Annotated in this window: 15 protein-coding genes; 10 read left to right on the top strand and 5 right to left on the bottom strand. The window is 46.2% G+C overall.

What is annotated here, in order from left to right; all coding sequences use genetic code 11:
• Window positions 1-55: 55 nt before the first annotated feature.
• Window positions 56-559 (bottom strand): hypothetical protein, encoded by a 504-nt coding sequence (locus tag QUA57_RS17250; RefSeq protein ID WP_333042110.1) that lies wholly within the window; start codon window positions 557-559, stop codon window positions 56-58.
• A gap of 282 nt (window positions 560-841) precedes the next feature.
• On the opposite strand from QUA57_RS17250, the gene QUA57_RS17245 reads away from it, so the two are divergent.
• Window positions 842-1,024, top strand: a complete 183-nt coding sequence (locus QUA57_RS17245) for a hypothetical protein (RefSeq protein WP_333062470.1) — start codon at window positions 842-844, stop codon at window positions 1,022-1,024.
• A gap of 47 nt (window positions 1,025-1,071) precedes the next feature.
• Window positions 1,072-1,590: a pentapeptide repeat-containing protein gene (locus QUA57_RS17240; RefSeq protein ID WP_333062472.1), complete on the top strand. Its 519-nt coding sequence runs from the start codon at window positions 1,072-1,074 to the stop codon at window positions 1,588-1,590.
• 99 nt (window positions 1,591-1,689) lie between these two features.
• Here QUA57_RS17240 and QUA57_RS17235 read toward each other — a convergent pair whose 3' ends face one another.
• On the bottom strand, window positions 1,690-1,812 hold the full coding sequence (locus tag QUA57_RS17235) for a hypothetical protein (protein ID WP_006633228.1): 123 nt from the start codon (window positions 1,810-1,812) through the stop codon (window positions 1,690-1,692).
• Between the two features lie 20 nt (window positions 1,813-1,832).
• On the opposite strand from QUA57_RS17235, the gene QUA57_RS17230 reads away from it, so the two are divergent.
• Together QUA57_RS17230 and QUA57_RS17225 are read left to right on the top strand one after the other, a co-directional pair.
• Window positions 1,833-2,444: a DNA-3-methyladenine glycosylase gene (locus tag QUA57_RS17230; protein WP_333062473.1), complete on the top strand. Its 612-nt coding sequence runs from the start codon at window positions 1,833-1,835 to the stop codon at window positions 2,442-2,444.
• Between the two features lie 49 nt (window positions 2,445-2,493).
• Window positions 2,494-2,793 (top strand): hypothetical protein, encoded by a 300-nt coding sequence (locus QUA57_RS17225; RefSeq protein ID WP_006633230.1) that lies wholly within the window; start codon window positions 2,494-2,496, stop codon window positions 2,791-2,793.
• A 143-nt stretch (window positions 2,794-2,936) separates the two neighbouring features.
• Here QUA57_RS17225 and QUA57_RS17220 read toward each other — a convergent pair whose 3' ends face one another.
• Window positions 2,937-4,433 carry a glycosyl hydrolase family 57 gene (locus tag QUA57_RS17220; RefSeq protein ID WP_333062475.1) on the bottom strand — a complete coding sequence of 499 codons (1,497 nt, stop codon included), beginning with the start codon at window positions 4,431-4,433 and terminating at the stop codon, window positions 2,937-2,939.
• 180 nt (window positions 4,434-4,613) lie between these two features.
• Between QUA57_RS17220 and QUA57_RS17215 the strand changes: the two genes are divergently transcribed.
• The 6 genes from QUA57_RS17215 (at window position 4,614) to QUA57_RS17190 (ending at window position 12,494) form a co-directional block, all read left to right on the top strand.
• Window positions 4,614-5,342: an AIM24 family protein gene (locus QUA57_RS17215; RefSeq protein ID WP_333062477.1), complete on the top strand. Its 729-nt coding sequence runs from the start codon at window positions 4,614-4,616 to the stop codon at window positions 5,340-5,342.
• A 177-nt stretch (window positions 5,343-5,519) separates the two neighbouring features.
• Window positions 5,520-6,329 (top strand): DUF928 domain-containing protein, encoded by an 810-nt coding sequence (locus tag QUA57_RS17210; RefSeq protein WP_333062478.1) that lies wholly within the window; start codon window positions 5,520-5,522, stop codon window positions 6,327-6,329.
• A 111-nt stretch (window positions 6,330-6,440) separates the two neighbouring features.
• The gene (locus QUA57_RS17205; RefSeq protein WP_333062479.1) at window positions 6,441-9,623 is read left to right on the top strand and encodes a tetratricopeptide repeat protein; all 3,183 of its coding nucleotides are present in this window, start codon (window positions 6,441-6,443) and stop codon (window positions 9,621-9,623) included.
• 277 nt (window positions 9,624-9,900) lie between these two features.
• Window positions 9,901-10,629 carry a response regulator transcription factor gene (locus QUA57_RS17200; protein WP_333062481.1) on the top strand — a complete coding sequence of 243 codons (729 nt, stop codon included), beginning with the start codon at window positions 9,901-9,903 and terminating at the stop codon, window positions 10,627-10,629.
• Window positions 10,630-10,863: 234 nt separating this feature from the next.
• Window positions 10,864-11,592 (top strand): response regulator transcription factor, encoded by a 729-nt coding sequence (locus tag QUA57_RS17195; protein WP_333062482.1) that lies wholly within the window; start codon window positions 10,864-10,866, stop codon window positions 11,590-11,592.
• Between the two features lie 149 nt (window positions 11,593-11,741).
• On the top strand, window positions 11,742-12,494 hold the full coding sequence (locus QUA57_RS17190) for a hypothetical protein (RefSeq protein WP_333062483.1): 753 nt from the start codon (window positions 11,742-11,744) through the stop codon (window positions 12,492-12,494).
• A 489-nt stretch (window positions 12,495-12,983) separates the two neighbouring features.
• Here QUA57_RS17190 and QUA57_RS17185 read toward each other — a convergent pair whose 3' ends face one another.
• Together QUA57_RS17185 and QUA57_RS17180 are read right to left on the bottom strand one after the other, a co-directional pair.
• Window positions 12,984-15,299, bottom strand: coding sequence for a CHASE2 domain-containing protein (locus QUA57_RS17185; protein WP_333062484.1), 2,316 nt, complete (start codon window positions 15,297-15,299; stop codon window positions 12,984-12,986).
• Window positions 15,300-15,432: 133 nt separating this feature from the next.
• Entirely contained in the window at window positions 15,433-16,425 is a 993-nt protein-coding gene (locus QUA57_RS17180; protein WP_333062486.1) for a DUF1822 family protein, read from the bottom strand.
• Between the last annotated feature and the right edge of the window lie 26 nt (window positions 16,426-16,451).

The following is a 16,451-nucleotide window of genomic DNA, read 5'->3' as shown; positions in this document are numbered from 1 at the left end:
CCGAGATTTAATTGAAAGTCACGGAACCTGCAATCTAAAATCTCAAATGGTTAGGCTACTGTGCCGGAACAGGAGCTGTAGCTTCCGGCAAGGTAGTAAGGTCTCGACCGGTAGTTTGGTTGTTGTACCCCTGGAATTCGCGGTAACGCGCTGCTTCGGACTCCGGAACTTTAATTCCTTCAGGCGGGGGCGTTACCCAGACCGCGCGATTCTGGGCATCGCGGTAGTAAACGCGACCGTTTTTGGAAAGGTAATGTTTTCCCTGCGGCCCCTTTTCTTGTTTATTTTTGTACTGATTGTAGATGTAGTAAAGGGCGGCTGCTCCTGCTAAAGTAATCCCTACTTTTTGAGCATTGCTCAGTCCTTTTTTCGCTTGGGGCGTTGGACTGGAGGCGCGATTAGTTTGCACTCCTCCAGCGCGAGTGTTGTCAACAGGAGGCGGGGGAGCGTAAGTTCGCTCGTCAGAACCGCAAGCACTCACAAAGGGAAAGGTCAACAGCGTTGTCAGCAGCAGAGCCATGAAGCGCGATCTTTGGGGTTCGGGTTTGATTGTGTTCATTACCGCTCCGAATTGTCGGGATTATAGGTAGGGTGTATTCTGGCGAGGTTTAGGAACCTGAGCTGCTGCTAACAGTTTTTAGAGTAAATTAATTTCTCAAAGCAATTTTGACACAAGTAGTTGCTGAGAACTTAACAGCGCAGGTACGGTATTGCGTTTCTATTTAATCATGCTGTAATCTCTCGAAGATTTACTCATTCCAGGGATATAAATAAAGTTTCTTTGATTTCTGTCCGCAGGTATATGCAAATGCGCGGCTCCGGGTAACAATAAATTCCGTTTGTGGACTGCTCAAAGCAAAGTGAAGCAAACGGAGGGGGCGAGTGCCATGCTCAAAGCAGCACTGGCGGGGGAAAGGAGGCGGGATGTATAAGTCCGGCGGTGTTTAATTTCGCCAGACTGCTTGTGGGAGATGCCTGCAATTTTAGTGTGGGAATTGTGGAGAGGTCGATCGCACTATTGTAGAAATCTCTTAACAGCGAGAGAAAGCCCCCGAAGCTTTTCGAATATTTATGAAATTAAAGAATTTATTTACTGCTGAATTGTCCATCGCCGTTGTATTTACTGCGGCCAAATATCTAACTTTTTTAAATCAACAAAACCAAGTCAAGGAATTGCTGCAAACAAAACATTGTCGCGAATTCAATTTCAGCAATGCCAACCTAAAAGGATTAGACTTGCAAGGAGTCAACTTGCAGGGAGCTAATCTAGAAGGTGTTAACTTATCAGGAGCCAAGTTGACCAATGCCAACCTCAAAAATGCCAACTTAAATAGAGCCAACCTCACGGGAGCTGATTTGGGCTGTGCCGGCATCACTTTCAACCTTGAGGCTAATGAAAAAGAAGCAAATATGGATTTTAATGTCAGCGCTGTTCCACAACAGAATAACCCAGAAAATGCAGTAGTGGGTTTCAATATGAAAGCAACGGATCGAGGAGCGACAATGCGTTTCAACCTGATGGGATGCGCGGATTTCTCAAATGCTAGCTTGCAAGAAGCTAAAATGCCAGATGGCACAATTCATCCTTAGTAAGGCCAGCAAATACTGTTTATATCTATTAAATCGAAAAAAAACCGCCGCCTGACAAACAGGCAGCGGTTTTTTAAGCAACTAACTGCACGCTTAAAATTAGTGAGCAGAACCGTTACCGTGATACTTGTCAGTATCGTAGAATCCGTTTTTTGTACCGAAGAACAGACAGCAAACGGTGAAAACTGCTGTCAAGACTGCTAAAACTAACTTAACGTCCATAATTTACCTGCTGTTGTTGAGTGAGTGCAAATACTCAGATTGTAGAATCTTTTTGGCTGGCGCGGCCATCTACCAGCGTAGCGCCAGATTTGCTGGGCTGTACTCTGGTGCGGCAGTTTCCTGACGGCGAGACGATTCGGGGAATTATTGTCGAAACCGAAGCTTACGGCCCGGGAGACCCCGCTTGTCACGCTTACCGACAGCGCACTTCTCGCAATGAGGTGATGTTCGGGCCTGCGGGTATGAGCTACGTTTACTTAATCTACGGGATGTATCACTGTTTTAATGTTGTGACCGATGTAGAGGGAGTTGCTAGTGCTGTGCTGATTCGAGCTTTGCAGGTAGATGCGGTTCTCAAGGGGTACGCTGGAATTCCCGATAAGAAGCGATCGCGCCTCGCCGCCGGACCTGGGAAACTGTGTAATGTGCTGGAGATTGATCGAACTTTAAGCGGTTTTCCCTTGGGTGCAGGCCAACCGCTGCGGTTGGAACACCGGAGCGAGAACTTTCAGCAAGCTGTGGAGGAGGGTACAATAAATTTTGTGCAAACTACGCGGATCGGGATTTCTCAAGGAATTGATTTGCCTTGGCGGTGGTATGTAGGGAACTCTACCGCTGTGTCACAACTCTAGTAATGTCAAAGGTATCAGTGTAAATTTTGTCGCTTATCTTAGTGAAATTATGGCTTACTCTTCTGAAAATCCGATCGTACAACTCAAAAAATGCCTAAGCCTGGTTCAGGATGTTAGCACTCATACCGAAGCCAACCGGGCATTCGAGCAATTGTGCGGGATTATCGATGCTGAAAACCCAATGGCGGCGCAACTTTTGGAGATGCTGTGGGAAGAAGCAATTATGGCGAGGCGATCGGCTTTATTTTGGCAGCAAATGAGCGATGTTGAGAAAGATATGGCTAATAGAATGATGGAAAATATGACGCAGATGCGGCAAAACTATTTGCGGCTGATGCAGGAAATGTAGACAGTAATTGGTAAGTCTGTGTTTGTAGTGAGGACTTCAGTCCTCTCTTTATCAATAAAGTTTTCTAGATGTAGGGTGCGTCAGCGCTGATATTTGAGGAGGCTCAAACAGTTTGTTTCCCGGGCACCCTACAATAAATTCTGCTACTTCATTAAAGCAGCGCCACGGTTGTAAAGTTCGCGCGCGTAATCAGTCCAAGTTCCCTGTCCCCAATAGCGGAAACAGCTTGTTTGTAGCAGCAAGTTGTAAAGCAAAGCTTGCTGGTATTCAAACTGCTTGGTAACTGAAGCATCTTGCTGCACCAGCGGGTCGTATTTTTTGTGAAATGCAGCGCTGAGTAGATTCATCGGTTCCAAGACATTTTCGTAACCTTTCACCCAACTCAAATCGTTAGTCCAAGAAGCACCATCCATGTGAAAATTATGGTCGGTTTGCTTGAGTTGGGCGATCGCACTTTCCACTTTTTCCGGCGTCGCATTATTAGGATCGACTAGGTGCCAGATTTTGTGCTGGTTAATTCCCTGACAAACAGGATAATCTTCAGGATTAACCCCCGCCGCTTCAATTATCTCCAAATATTCAGTGCCGTTTAAACCGACAACGCCGGATTTTCCCCCGCCTTGTTCGCGGTTTTCGTGCCAAGCTTTGACAAAGGCGCTGGGAAATTCATTCATCATCACGCCACCATTTTCGCCGTCGGCAATCTGAGTGACTAAAGAAGGAATTGTAATATTGCCAATTTGCTGTTTATTGCGTCCTTTCGCTTCGTAATACGGCTGCATTTGACCCACCAATTTCGTATCCGAACCTTGGGTTTTAATCAAAGCAGTGATGCTGATTGTTGCGCCGTGAGAATTGCGAGCAACTAAACGGTTGGGAATATATTTTTGGTCTTGCGACAATCCCGAACCGTCGGGATTTTCTACAGAATGTTCCTGCACCATCAGCCAGCGGTAGCCGCATTCTTTCAAAGCTTTGATGTATTCGTACAGTGTATCTGGGTGATTGGGAAAGTGCATTTCTGGGGGCGAAAAACCTTTAACACGCTTCAGGGCATCCAAGCCAAAAATTGCCGCAAAATGATGTTGCCATGCTTGAATTTGAAGTTTGATGTCGGGAATGGGAGTTGAGGGAATGACGGCGTGACTCCACATTGTCCCCAGCCATTCTACGTGGGGTTGATATTGAGGATCGCAGGTAATCCGCTTGAGATTGTTGAAGATATCGTCGCGTCCCATTTGGCGCAATCCCCACAATAAATTGCCCGAATAGTCGAGCATAATTCGCGGGTTGCAGCCTTCAGCAATCAGTTGTGGGATGAATTCCCCCATGCGAGAATAGCACCAAGCAAACACTCCGGCATTGTGGTTGTCTCCTTGGTTGGGATGTTCAAACATATTCTGGAGATTGCTGATCAGTTCGCCGTTTGCACCCGCAGGAATTGTCGGTTGGTGCATATGGAGGGCGCAGGCGAATCCGGCTTGAATGTTTTCGAGGCGCAGATTTGTGGTAGGTAGAAAGATTGGTTCGTTGCTATTGGCTGCGGCACTGATTTCTGCTTCGGAGCCACAAATATTGGGCAATCCTGAGTTGATTTCTTGTAAAATGGGTAAATTGGGAGATTGTGCGATCGCAGGCATAAATTTTTCTCAACAATTGTGGAGGGGCGCTGTCTGCTATTGCTAAGATAGCTAGATACTTTAACAGTAGCAGAGGAAGTCTGCAAAAGATAAATTTCACAGGATAAGTCCGGGAGCGCGGAATCTCCAAATCACGGGTCAAATGTTTAACACATTTCACGTAAATAGGCGAGGTAAATTATGAAATACGAAATCAAGGTTTTGGAACCGACGGATTTGTGGTACATCCAAAATAACATCAATCCTGAAACCAATAAGTTTTACCATCCCACTAAGAATATTCCCCTCGTTCAGCAAGCGGAAATTAACTTGAACAATTCGGGAGTGATAATTCAAAAAGGTGCGCTGCATTGGTGTATGGGGAAATTGACTTCCGGTGTTTATAAAACGGATAACCGTTTGAAGGATATGTGGGTATCTTTGACAACGGAAATGGACTACAACGCTCCCGTATATCAAGGGACTGGTACGGTGAAATTGGAACCGAGACAAAAAGGCCATTTCCTGCATTATACGCAGATCGAGCTTTCGGATGCGGAGCAGTGGGAGTTTGATGACGGTATATTTCAATTTTGTTCGGACAATGTAGTTATCGGTGCTAAAAAACTGAAATTCCGACAAGTGGCTGCTTCTAATGACGGTAGGTGGAGGATTGCTGTTACAGCTTTGCGCGAGCAAAAAGCTACTGTTGTAGCAGCTACAAATTCGCCGGGTAAGATTGTCGAACTCAAACAAGGTGAAACTTTGATAGCTGATTGCGATTTGGTTAAAGGATATACCAAGGGGATTGAAGAAGATTATCGAAAATTAGGTCATTTTGGGAAAGGGGGTGGAGAGGGTTATGTTTGGTATTATCAGGGGAAAGGTAAATTATTAGTATGTGAAAATGATGCTATGGGTTTAGGTTGAGTTGTTTCATTTTTAAAGTAGAGGTTGCTGGAGCAGGGATCGCGGAATTTTATTGGGCAAATATACTAAAAAAATTACGCGAAACTATAGACGCTAGCATAAAAAATCTGGCAAGATTATTTTCAGGGTGCAGTTGGATCGAACTGAGATTTTACACCTCTACTTGGCGGATATTTTATGAATGTAACAAAACTGCTCCTACAGCAGGCAACGCTTAATGTGCTTGTTGCTTTAACAATGGTTCAACCTGGATTGGCAGCGATGCTCGCTGATTCATCATCGGGGGAACCGAATTTGCTGCCACAGGTACTCGCCTACGATCCGCCCGCGCGCGGCGCACCGGGCGATCGCAAAGACGCAGGCAGTCGCGATCCTCACAACTTTTTAGCTTTGATTCCCGCTACAAATATAGGGTTGACAGCGATCGCACATCCGACTTTTTGGCTGTACTTGCCGGCTTCATTGCCCGATGATATTCCCTTTGAGTTTGTGCTGCGGGACGAACAGCAAGAGGTAGTTTTCCGAACTGTTTTTCAGCTAGAAAAAGCAGCGGGAATTGCGAGTTTTTCCTTGCCGCCCACTTCACCTCCTCTGGAAACTGGCAAGAAGTATCAATGGTGCTTTTTGTGCGGGAATATCTCCCGCCACGGGTGGGTTGAGCGGGTGGCAATGAAACCAGAAATTTTGGATCAGCTAGAAACAGCATCTCTAAGGGAGCGCGTTTTTCTGCTTGCTAAACACGGTTTGTGGTACGAAACTCTCACAGAATTAGTTGCACTGCGCGGCAAACTGTTGAGCCAATTACAGGCAGCTACTTCTTTAGAGGAGAGGCTGCTAATTTATGCTGAAAATGACTTGCGGTATGAAGCGCTAGCAGAGCTATCTGGATTTGAGAAAATATCTTCTCTGGCGACTTTGGATGCTGACTGGGAGGCTTTATTGCAGCATCCGTTTGTCCGCTTGCACGGGATAGTTTCACCACTTTAACAGGCAAGATGCCTGTTCCACAAAGAGTAAGTTTTTTTGTGAGCCTTTTATTAGCCCGCCCATCAGGAACAGGCAAGATGCCTGTTCCACAAAAAAGAAGTCAACTAAGCGATGAAATACCCGATATTAAGCGTCTACAATACTTTCAATACAGAGCCGATCGCCCGTTGGTCATTTGATGAAGCAGGCAACTTGGCGAGCGATCGCCCCGAGCTCCCTCCGGCGAACCTAATTGACAGCGTTTCCTGTGCTGTTGAACCATCACAAAACGGGCCGCCGGAAAGTTTGTTGCTGACAGGAGGTTACGTTACTTTTCCAGTAACTCCTTTACTGGATATCGGCACGGAAGACTTTTCTATTTGTGCCTGGATTCGCACGGGAGATGCCGGAATTGCTAAAATTATCGAGAAGCGAGTTGAAAATTCCGGCCCCAGGCAAGGCTGGTCTTTGTTTATTTATAAAGGCAAAATTAACCTGCAAATAGCGGATGCAAAAAATTGGCTAAACTGTGGTGGCGACTATCATGAAAAAATTGATACTTTCCCTGTTGTTAGCGACGAGCGATGGCATCATGTTGCAGTAACAGTCGATCGCGATCGTATGAATGGCGGGCGCGGGTATGTCGATGGCAAGGAACTAGGTTGGCGGTTCAGACCAATAGACCAACAAGGTTCTCTCAGCAATAATATGCTCCTAACTATTGGCAGGCGATCGGATGATTTTGGCGGTATTTTTCGGGGCAATATTGCAGATATTCGGCTATACAAAAGGGTGCTGTTGGCAGCCGAGGTGCAGTCGATATATCGAGCAATTCAGTCTCCTATTAATAATAAAATTGTTGTTCCCGATCGAATGATGAAAAGAGCAGCAAGACAGCCCCACGAGAAAGATTCCTTCTGGGACAGTGCTAATAATTCCCTGGAAAGATACTCGCAGGCGATCGAATACTATCAGCAGTCGCTAAATATTCATAGAGACACCGGCAACCGCTACGGAGAAGCGAACTCTCTGAACAATCTAGGCGAAATTTACAGTTTGCTGGGGGAATACTCGCAAGCAATTGACTGTTACCAGCAGTCGCTAAACATTCAGCGAGACATCGGCAACTGCCGTGGGGAAGCTGCTTCCCTAAACGCTTTGGGAAATATTTACGATGCCCTGGGGGAATACTTGCAAGCAATTGACTGTTACCAACAGTCGCTAAATATTGAGCGAGAAACCCACAACCGTCACGGAGAAGCTAGTTCCTGGCGCGATTTGGGGAGTGCATATCATTCTCTGGGAGAATACTTGCAAGCAATTGAGTGCCACCAGCAGTCCCTAGATATGGCGCGAAAAATCAACTCTAAGCATAGAGAAGTGAACTCCTTGAACGCTTTGGGCCGTACATACGTTTCCCTGGGGCAGTATCAACGGGCGATGGAATACTCTCAAGAGTCTTTGAATCTTGCCCAGAAAATCGACAACCGCTATGGGGAAGCGAATTCTTTAATGACTCTGGGCAATGCTTGCAGTGATTTGGGGAATAACTTGCGGGCGATCGAATACTACCAGAAATCCTTAGATATTCAGCAGGAAATCGGCGATCGCTCTGGGCAAGCGACTTCCTGGCGAAATCTTGGCAATGCTTACCGCTGTTTGGGGCAGTGCCAACGGGCGATCGAATACAGCCAGCAGAGTTTAGAAATCGCGCGATCGATCGGCGAAAGGGCGTCAGAAGGGGCAACTCTCAACAATTTAGGACTGGCTTTCTTTGACTCTGGACAGTTTGCAGAAGCTGAAACATTCCTCCGCAAGGCGATTCAAATTTGGGAATCGCTTCGAGGAAGATTGGGCAAAAATGATAACTTTAAAGTATCTATTTTTGAAACCCAAGCAGCAACGTACCGCCATTTGGAAAAAGCCCTGATCGCCCAGTCAAAAACAGAACAGGCGCTGGAAATTTCGGAGCGGGGGCGGGCGCGGGCTTTTGTGGAGTTACTGGGTGCTCGGTTATCTGCGAAGTTAGATGAGACACCCGATATTAAACCGCCTAACATCTATCGAATTAAAGAAATTGCCAATGCACAAAATGCAACTTTTGTGGAATATTCGATTTCTTTTTTAGAAGAACTTTTTATCTGGGTAATTCAGCCGACGGGTGAAATTGCATTTCGCCAAGTTGACCTCAACTATCAACATACTCCGCTCAAAGACTTGGTTTCCGACTCTCGCGAGTCTCTTGGCATCAGGGATCGCGACTTCAATCCAACTATAAAAATTGACCCAGGCGATTTAGTTAAACTCCACGACGATGCCCCTAATTGGGAACCTTGGCAAGTAATATCTGTTGATGAAACTCACGGCATTCTGTCCCTCTGGCAACCTTCTTTTCCGGCAGGATTGACTATTCCCAGACCTGCAATTGATGTCAGAACCAAAGTGAAATCGAGCCTCACCAATCACCCGCGCTTGCAAAAACTCCATCAACTGTTAATCGAACCGATTGCCGATTTGTTGCCAGCCGATCCAGAAGCCCGGATTATCTTTATTCCTCAAGGTGAACTGTTTTTCGTTCCCTTTCCGGCCTTGCAAGATGGTGCGGGGAAATTCTTAATTGAAAAACATACTATTCTGACTGCTCCTTCGATTCAAATTCTGGAATTAACCCGCCAAAAACGGCAAGAGATTTCCGATTTAGCTTGGGACATTCTAATAGTAGGAAATCCGACTATGCCCGAAATAGCTCTGGTAACGGGAAAACCCCCGCAGCGGTTATCTGCTTTGCCGCATTCAGAAACCGAAGCTAACGCGATCGCCCAATTGTTCCAAACTCAAGCCCTGACTGGCAAATCCGCTACCAAAGCTGCTGTACTTCAGCGCTTGCCAAACGCCCGCATCGTCCATTTTGCCACCCACGGATTGCTCGATAACATTCGCGGGCTCGGCAGCGCGATCGCCCTTGCACCCGATCGCACTGATAGCGGTTTGCTGACTGCTGAGGAAATTTTGAACCTGCACCTCAATGCGGATTTGGTAGTTTTGAGCGCGTGCCATACCGGCATGGGGCGGATAACCGGCGACGGCGTTATCGGTTTGTCTCGCGCTTTAATTTCGGCTGGTACATCCAGTGCGATCGTGTCTTTGTGGGCGGTGCCGGATGCTCCTACAGCCGATTTGATGGTGAAATTTTATCAAAATCTCGATCGAACGGGCAACAAAGCTCAAGCCTTGCGAAACGCCATGCTGGAGACAATGCAGCAGCATCCAAATCCCAGAGATTGGGCGGCTTTCACACTGATCGGCGAAACATAATTGATTAAATTTTGTAAAAAATTGCCAAAACAGCGAAAAAATTAGTTTTTTCGCTGAAAGCTCCACATAAACTCGATCGCGCCAGGAGCGATAAGTCATGTGTCGATTTAATTTCTTCAAAAAAGTCACGCTTGCAATTGAAATCCCGGCAACCACGGGGGGATTGCCCCTACTGCACAAACTTTAGTCCACTCCTAGCGGACTAAACAATAAAGACTGTTTTCATACACTTGCTCGCTTTCCTAACTTTGCACCCTTAACAATAAAGTCAAAGATTATGACAATATCTGCCGATGGAAAAGCCAAAATTCTGGTTGTAGAGGATGACGACCCTATCCGCACTCTCATCTACCGCTTTCTGAATCAAACATATCAAGTACAATTTGCCGCCGACGGCCAAACTGCTCTCGAAATTTTTGAAGAATTTAACCCAGTCCTTGTCATTTTGGATTGGAACTTGCCCGATACTACTGGCTATAAACTTTGCCAGGAAATGCAGAAGCGCACTAATGTTTTAGTCGCAATTCTCAGCAGCCGCACCTCCCAAGAAGATCGAATTAAAATCCTGAAAGCAGGTGCCGATGATTTTATGTGCAAACCGTTCTCTCTTGAAGAATTGGCAGTTAGAGTAGAAGTCTTGTTGAGGCGGTCGAGATCCGTCAACCCGCCTAACCTTGTCTTCGGTCAATTAGCGATCAATTTAGTGAGTAGGGAAGTGAGATTCAAGGAGCAAATTCTAACGCTGACAGCCTTAGAATTTGAAATATTGTGTTTTTTGGCAACTCATTCAGGTAAAGCTTGCAGCCGCCAACAGCTAATCGAAAAAGTTTGGGGGTGGAAATCCAATTATGGCTCACAAGAGCGAGTGGTGGACGTGCATATCGGCCAAATTCGCCGGAAAATGGCTAAAGTTGATGCCGCTGTTCCGAATTTTATTCAAACTGTTCGGGGATACGGTTACACTTTCGCTCCGATCGCTCGCAGGGACAGGGCAGTTGGTAATTAAACAATCATCATAATTATGACTGGTTCCTAGGTAGAGCGCGCGAACCAGTTAATTCGCTATTGTCCCACCTATAATCCCCTTTTTAAAGGGAGTAGGGGTTGAGTAGGGGGCAAGCTAAGGGGGCATCTACGAGTAAAGAAAACACGCCTTATAGAGAATCGAGGAGCTAATCAAAAGACAGCATACTTACTCGATTTTCTAAAGTGTGAACCATTAACAAGAGAGCCAAAAATTATGACGATATCTACTGAGCAAAATTCCAAACTTCTGGTTGTAGAGAATGACGCCCCCGTCCGTAATTTCATCGACGGCTATCAGAATGAGACATATCAAGTACAATCTGCAGCAGACGGAAAAACAGCTTTAGAAATCTTTGAGGAATTCAACCCAGTCCTCGTAATCTTGGATGGGAATTTGCCCGATAATATCGGCGTTAAACTTTGCGAAGAAATGCAGAAACGGAAGAATGTTTTTTTACTCGTGATTTTCCGCAGCGTTACAGGCGAAGAAGCTCGAATTAAAATCATAAAAGCAGGTGTTGATGATTTTATCAGCCAACCGTTCAGTCTTGAGGACTTGGCACTTAAAATAGAAATCTTGTTGAGGGAGATGAAAACCGTCAGTCCGCGCAATCTTGTCTTCTGTGAACTAGCGATAAATTTAATGAGTAGGGAGGTGAGATTGAAAGAGAAAACTTTAGCTCTGACGGCCTTAGAATTTCAACTCTTGTATTTTTTGGCAACTTACCCAGGTAAAGCTTGGAGCCGCCAACAGCTAATCGAAAAAGTTTGGGGATGGAAATGCAATGACGCACGAGACGAGCAAGTGGTGGACGTGTATATCCGTCTGATTCGCAGGAAACTGGCTAAAGTCGATTCGGCTGCTCCGAATTTTATTCAAACTACTCAGGGATACGGTTACACTTTCGCTCCGCTCGATCGCAATAACAAGGTAAGTAGGTAAGCGGGATTAAACACAGCTATGTAACTGTATGTAAACAGGGCTAACTTAGCCACGCTTAGGGCATTTGAATACTTGGCAGCCGTTTACATAATTGTGTTTTACAGCGCCTACCTACTTAGCCTCATTTTTGGAATAAAAGGGTGAGATCAATGAAAATAATCCAGCAAACAGCAAGTGAATTAATAATTCAGACTCAAAGCATATTTGATTTTTGGCTCCCTAGTTGTTTATTAATGGCAGTTGGACTGATATCGCTGACTTTTGACTATCATGCAGCAACCCTTAGCTGCCAGCGATTGCAGGCAAAACAAGGAAATTGCCAGATTGTGCGATCGAATTTACTGGGGTCGAACATCAAAGAAATTGAGCTTGCTTCTTTGCAGGGAGCTAAAGTTGAAAGATGCGGCTATAAAACCAGAGTTGTACTTTTGACTTCTGTTGGCAATGTTCCTTTCACTGCTAACTCCACTAATTGGGGAACCCAAGACGCTGTGGCTTCTGACATCAATTTTTATGTTAAAAATGCCAAAGATCGCTTGCTGCGCTTAAGCCAAGACGATCGCTGGTTGGGATGGACAGGAGGAATATTTTTGCTCGCAGGAATCGCAGCGATCGTCTTGAGAAATAATGAAACTTACAGCTTCGATGAAACTTTAAACACCTTGACTGTTAAACAGCGGGGTTTGTTGGCACGTAAAGTAATGGAATACTCTCTGTGCGATATTTATGGCGTGGAAGTCGATCGAACAAAAGATCGGGATCGTGACATTTGGTACGAAGTTAGACTGTTAGTTTGTGGAGGCTCTCGCATCTCCCTACCCCGCACGATGAACCCATACCAGCAAGCAAAAATCGCTAAAGCGATTAACAACTATCTGCACCAGCAAAATAACCAAAAATAGCCGATCGCGATCGGGAGCATCTCACTTTTGCCACCAAGCTAGAAATTGGAGTTGGGAGCCAGGAGCCAGGATCTAGGAGGAAAGAGGAAGAAGGAAGGAGCCAGAAGAAGTGTTTTTACAAATATGAGATGCTCCTTCGCGATCGACTCGATTTCTCAAGGTTGCGGACTTACGCAGAAACAGGGTTTTTCACCAAAATCTCTTCTAAGTAAGTCGGCGCCAAAAAACGCCCCTATGTAAACGAGGGCAAAGTCTCCAAATGCTCTCTACTGGCTAACTTAAACCTGTTTACATAGTGTTATATTATTCGGTTTAATCTTGCCTACCTACTTAGTTTCTAAGTGAATAGCCGGGGGAGGGTGAAGCATTTGGGCATAAAATCAAAGGTGGGAAACATGAATTGTCGCCCAAATGCTCCACCTCTACATCTCTCTAATGGCTTGAGATTATTTGTTGGGGATGTCATCTAACGATTGCCAATTCCTATTGTCATTTCGGGCGAAAAGTAAAAACGATCGCAATTAAACCCGCTTCTACCATTGCCAAAGCTGAGGGTACCAAAGGCACCCACCAGCCCCCGATTAGCAAAAACCAGCAAACCCCGCACAAAATCCCCGCAGATGCGATCGCCCCTGACACCACGTGCAGCCTGCGTCGGCTGACAATCGCGATCGCGCTACCAACTGCTGCCCAACCCACAATCCACACCATTTGGGCCCATTCAGGTGCAATTTGCAGCAGCGGGCGCCGATCCAAAACAGCGCTGATAATTTGACTCGACATTTGCGCTTGAATTAATACCCCCGGCATTTTCTGGGAAGGCGATTCTCCCGCACTGTAAGGCGTCAAAAAATAATCTGGATTGGAAATCGGCGCCGTCACGCCAATAAAGATAATTCGGTCTTTTATCAAATTGGGATTGACTTTTTGTTCTAACAGTTCGGTCAGCATGACTCGGCGAACAAAATTTCGAGGCGCTCGGTAATTGAGCATCATTTGAAAACCGCGATCGTCCAAGTTTTGATAAGCGCCTGTACGGCCGTGAATCGGTGCAAAAACTGCATTGCCCAGCCTTATCTTATCTCTGTGAAGAGATTCCGGTTGGATGCCTTTTGCTGCTAGGTAATGGAGGGCAGCCCTCGCGCTCAAAGAGTGCTCTGTAGTACAAGGATCGCTGCTGTGCGGCTGCATAAACAGCAAGTGGCGGCGGAGAATGCCATCGGCATCTGCCACCACATCGCTGAACCCGAGGCGCTCTTTTGGCAGTGCGGGCGGCGGTTTGATTCCGTATTTGTTGGGTTTGCCGGTTTCTTTGACGCTGCACAAACCAATTAAATTTCGATCGCCCTGAAAGCGAGCGGCTAATGCTGCATAACCGGGTTGTAAAGGGCGATCGCGGAAGATATCTAGGGCGATCGTTTGCGCCCCATACTGTGCCAATTTTCCCACTGCTTTTGCGATCGTCGCATCCGGCAGTGGAAAGCCGTATTTGTTGATATCCATTTCCGTGGCTTCCACCACCAGCAAACGCGAGTCTGAGCTTTCTGCAGGGCGCAGCCACATCAGTTGGTCAAAAGCTTGTAATTCCCATATCTGGAGCAAGCCCAGCGATCGCGCTCCCATGACAGAAACAGCAGCAGTTGCGATCGCCAACAGCCCGATCTGAAAGCGGCGCAGCCGAGATAAAGATGGCGGATTGCTGACAGTTTCCCGCTCAGCTTTGTGCAGCAACTCTTGCCAAGTTGGCGGCTGGGATGCCGGATTTTGACAAATTATCGGCAGCCAATCCGCGCCAGGAATTTCTGACTCTAATTCTGCCAATCTTTGCCTCGCGAGACGCACTGCCACATACAAAGATTCCCCGGTGCAAAAAGCTTGGATAAAATACTTTAAAAAATCTTGGGCAGCTCGATCGCACACCGGTTCCCGCATTACGATCGTTTGCGGGATGCCCAAATCTTCAAGCTGTCGCGCTATTCCCAATCCATCGCAGGAATTCAAAATGGCTAACTGCAAGCCGCTGCTAACCGCTAGCTTGAAACCGTGTTTCAGTTCTTCTACTGTTAAACTCTCAGTTTGATTAATATAAAATTGACCCGAGCGGCCGTCGCTGTGGGTAGAACTGTGTCCTGCAAAAAATAAGATATCCCAGCTTTTTTCCCAAAGCTGATCGCCGATTTGGCGGCGACTTGGTTCTACTAAAAAAGTAACTTCTGCTGAGGGCAATCCTGCAAGTATAATTCGATCTTGCTCAATATCAATTTTTTGACTGTTGCCCAAAATTGCTAAAATTTTTACGCTGCCTTGAGCCGGATTTATGTTGGCTATAGCCGGTTTTTTATAAGTTGCGGGGCTCAAAGCAATTTCGGCTTTCGGGTAGCGCTCAAAAATATCCCAACAGTACCAAGGCAGCCGCCGCAAATCGATGTCGTCAGTTTTGATTAAAAATCGAATCGTGTCCGACGGCATTAATTGTTCGAGCAATGTTTCTTTGAGTTTGCGAAACGGTTCGGAGTTGAGCCAGCTATTGATTTGCTGGCTTAACTGTTCCCGCAACAAGCGGCATTTGGACAACTGTTGTGCACGAGAGCCCATAATGCTAATTTCGATCGGCTTAATGCGAAAATCTCCCAAACTGCGGTAGGTTGACTGCCAGCGATCGTAGTGTTCCGCTATTTCTGGTTTCGGAGGCAGGAAGGCTTGGATTTCCACTGCGGGGCGAGCTCCTTCCGCGCCGATTTCCAGAGAAACTCGCACCCCTTTTATCAAGTTATCATCTAGCTTCAAAACAACTAATTTCGGCATGGCTAACAACTGATAAGCTCAGGCGCATCTAAATTTTACAGTCACGGCGCGATTAAATTCTTGTGGGCTGGGCATTCTGCCCGCCCGAAAGGTTCAATTTCCATGCTGAACAACTTATGGCAAGCGAGCCGCTTTAGGCGGCAAAATTCTCTGCAAAACAGAGTTCTTTCAGTTTTACCACAACGCTGAAACATTCTCCGCGATCGGCGGCAAATTCTAGAGTCATGTAGCCGTTACCGCTGCCGGCGCAAGCTTCCATGACTGTTTTTCCCTCGCCGTCGGTGACTGTCAGAGTCAGATTGAGCGGCAAACTGTCTGCCCCGCCGGCGGGATGCACCTGTACTTTAATATTAGTTTCAGTATCGGTTGTTGGTTCGATCGCCACCAGCAAAGCTACCGCTGGGGCTGGTTCTATTACACCCCTCCAGAAATTAGGTTTTTCTTGAAAAGCATCGATGGTTGCGGATGCTTTTTCCGAGGTATCTGCGGTCAGATGGATTATCTTGCCCCGCACGACTGCGCTGCTGTAACGAAAAACTAAATGAGGTTCTTTTGGCACTAAAATATCTTCTATAGACTGCCAACCAGCCTCAAAAATATTGTGCAGCCACTGGTGCACTTTTACTGTTTTTTGGCGGCGTTCTAGACAATCCAAATGTTGAAGAAGTTTGTCGAAACTTTGCAATTTATCAATAGCTAAATCGCCAGCGTTTGCAGTTTTCATAAATCCCAACAAAGTAGCTTGTTGTCGCTTTATATCGATTTCAACTGCTACTAAACCAATGCGATCGTCCGGTATTTCCAGCGGAATGTAACAAAACTTGCCCGACTTCAGAGGTCGGCATTCCAAATGACCTAGTTGAGTTAATTTCAAGTCTGCTGCATCGGTGTAAAGGCGCATGGCCGCGTTCCAACTGTCGCTGGCATTCAAGTCGGTGGCAATGTCCATCATTTCCATGTAATCTTTCACTGCACATACAGCTAAAGTGTTGAAATAAACTTGCTCTTTTTTTTCCGGGGATGTCACTCCGTCAAGATTTGAAAACTTCTGTGCCACCCGCAAGGCGGCGGCTGTAATGGGCAGGGTAATAGATTTTTCTCTGATATTTTCGGTGCTGTTATTCATCACGGTTTTCCTGTTTGACAGATTTT

This window comes from Microcoleus sp. Pol7_B2, assembly GCF_036701035.1.
In the GTDB taxonomy this organism is placed as follows: Bacteria; Cyanobacteriota; Cyanobacteriia; order Cyanobacteriales; family Microcoleaceae; genus Microcoleus.
This window is presented reverse-complemented; position numbering and strand designations above follow the sequence as displayed.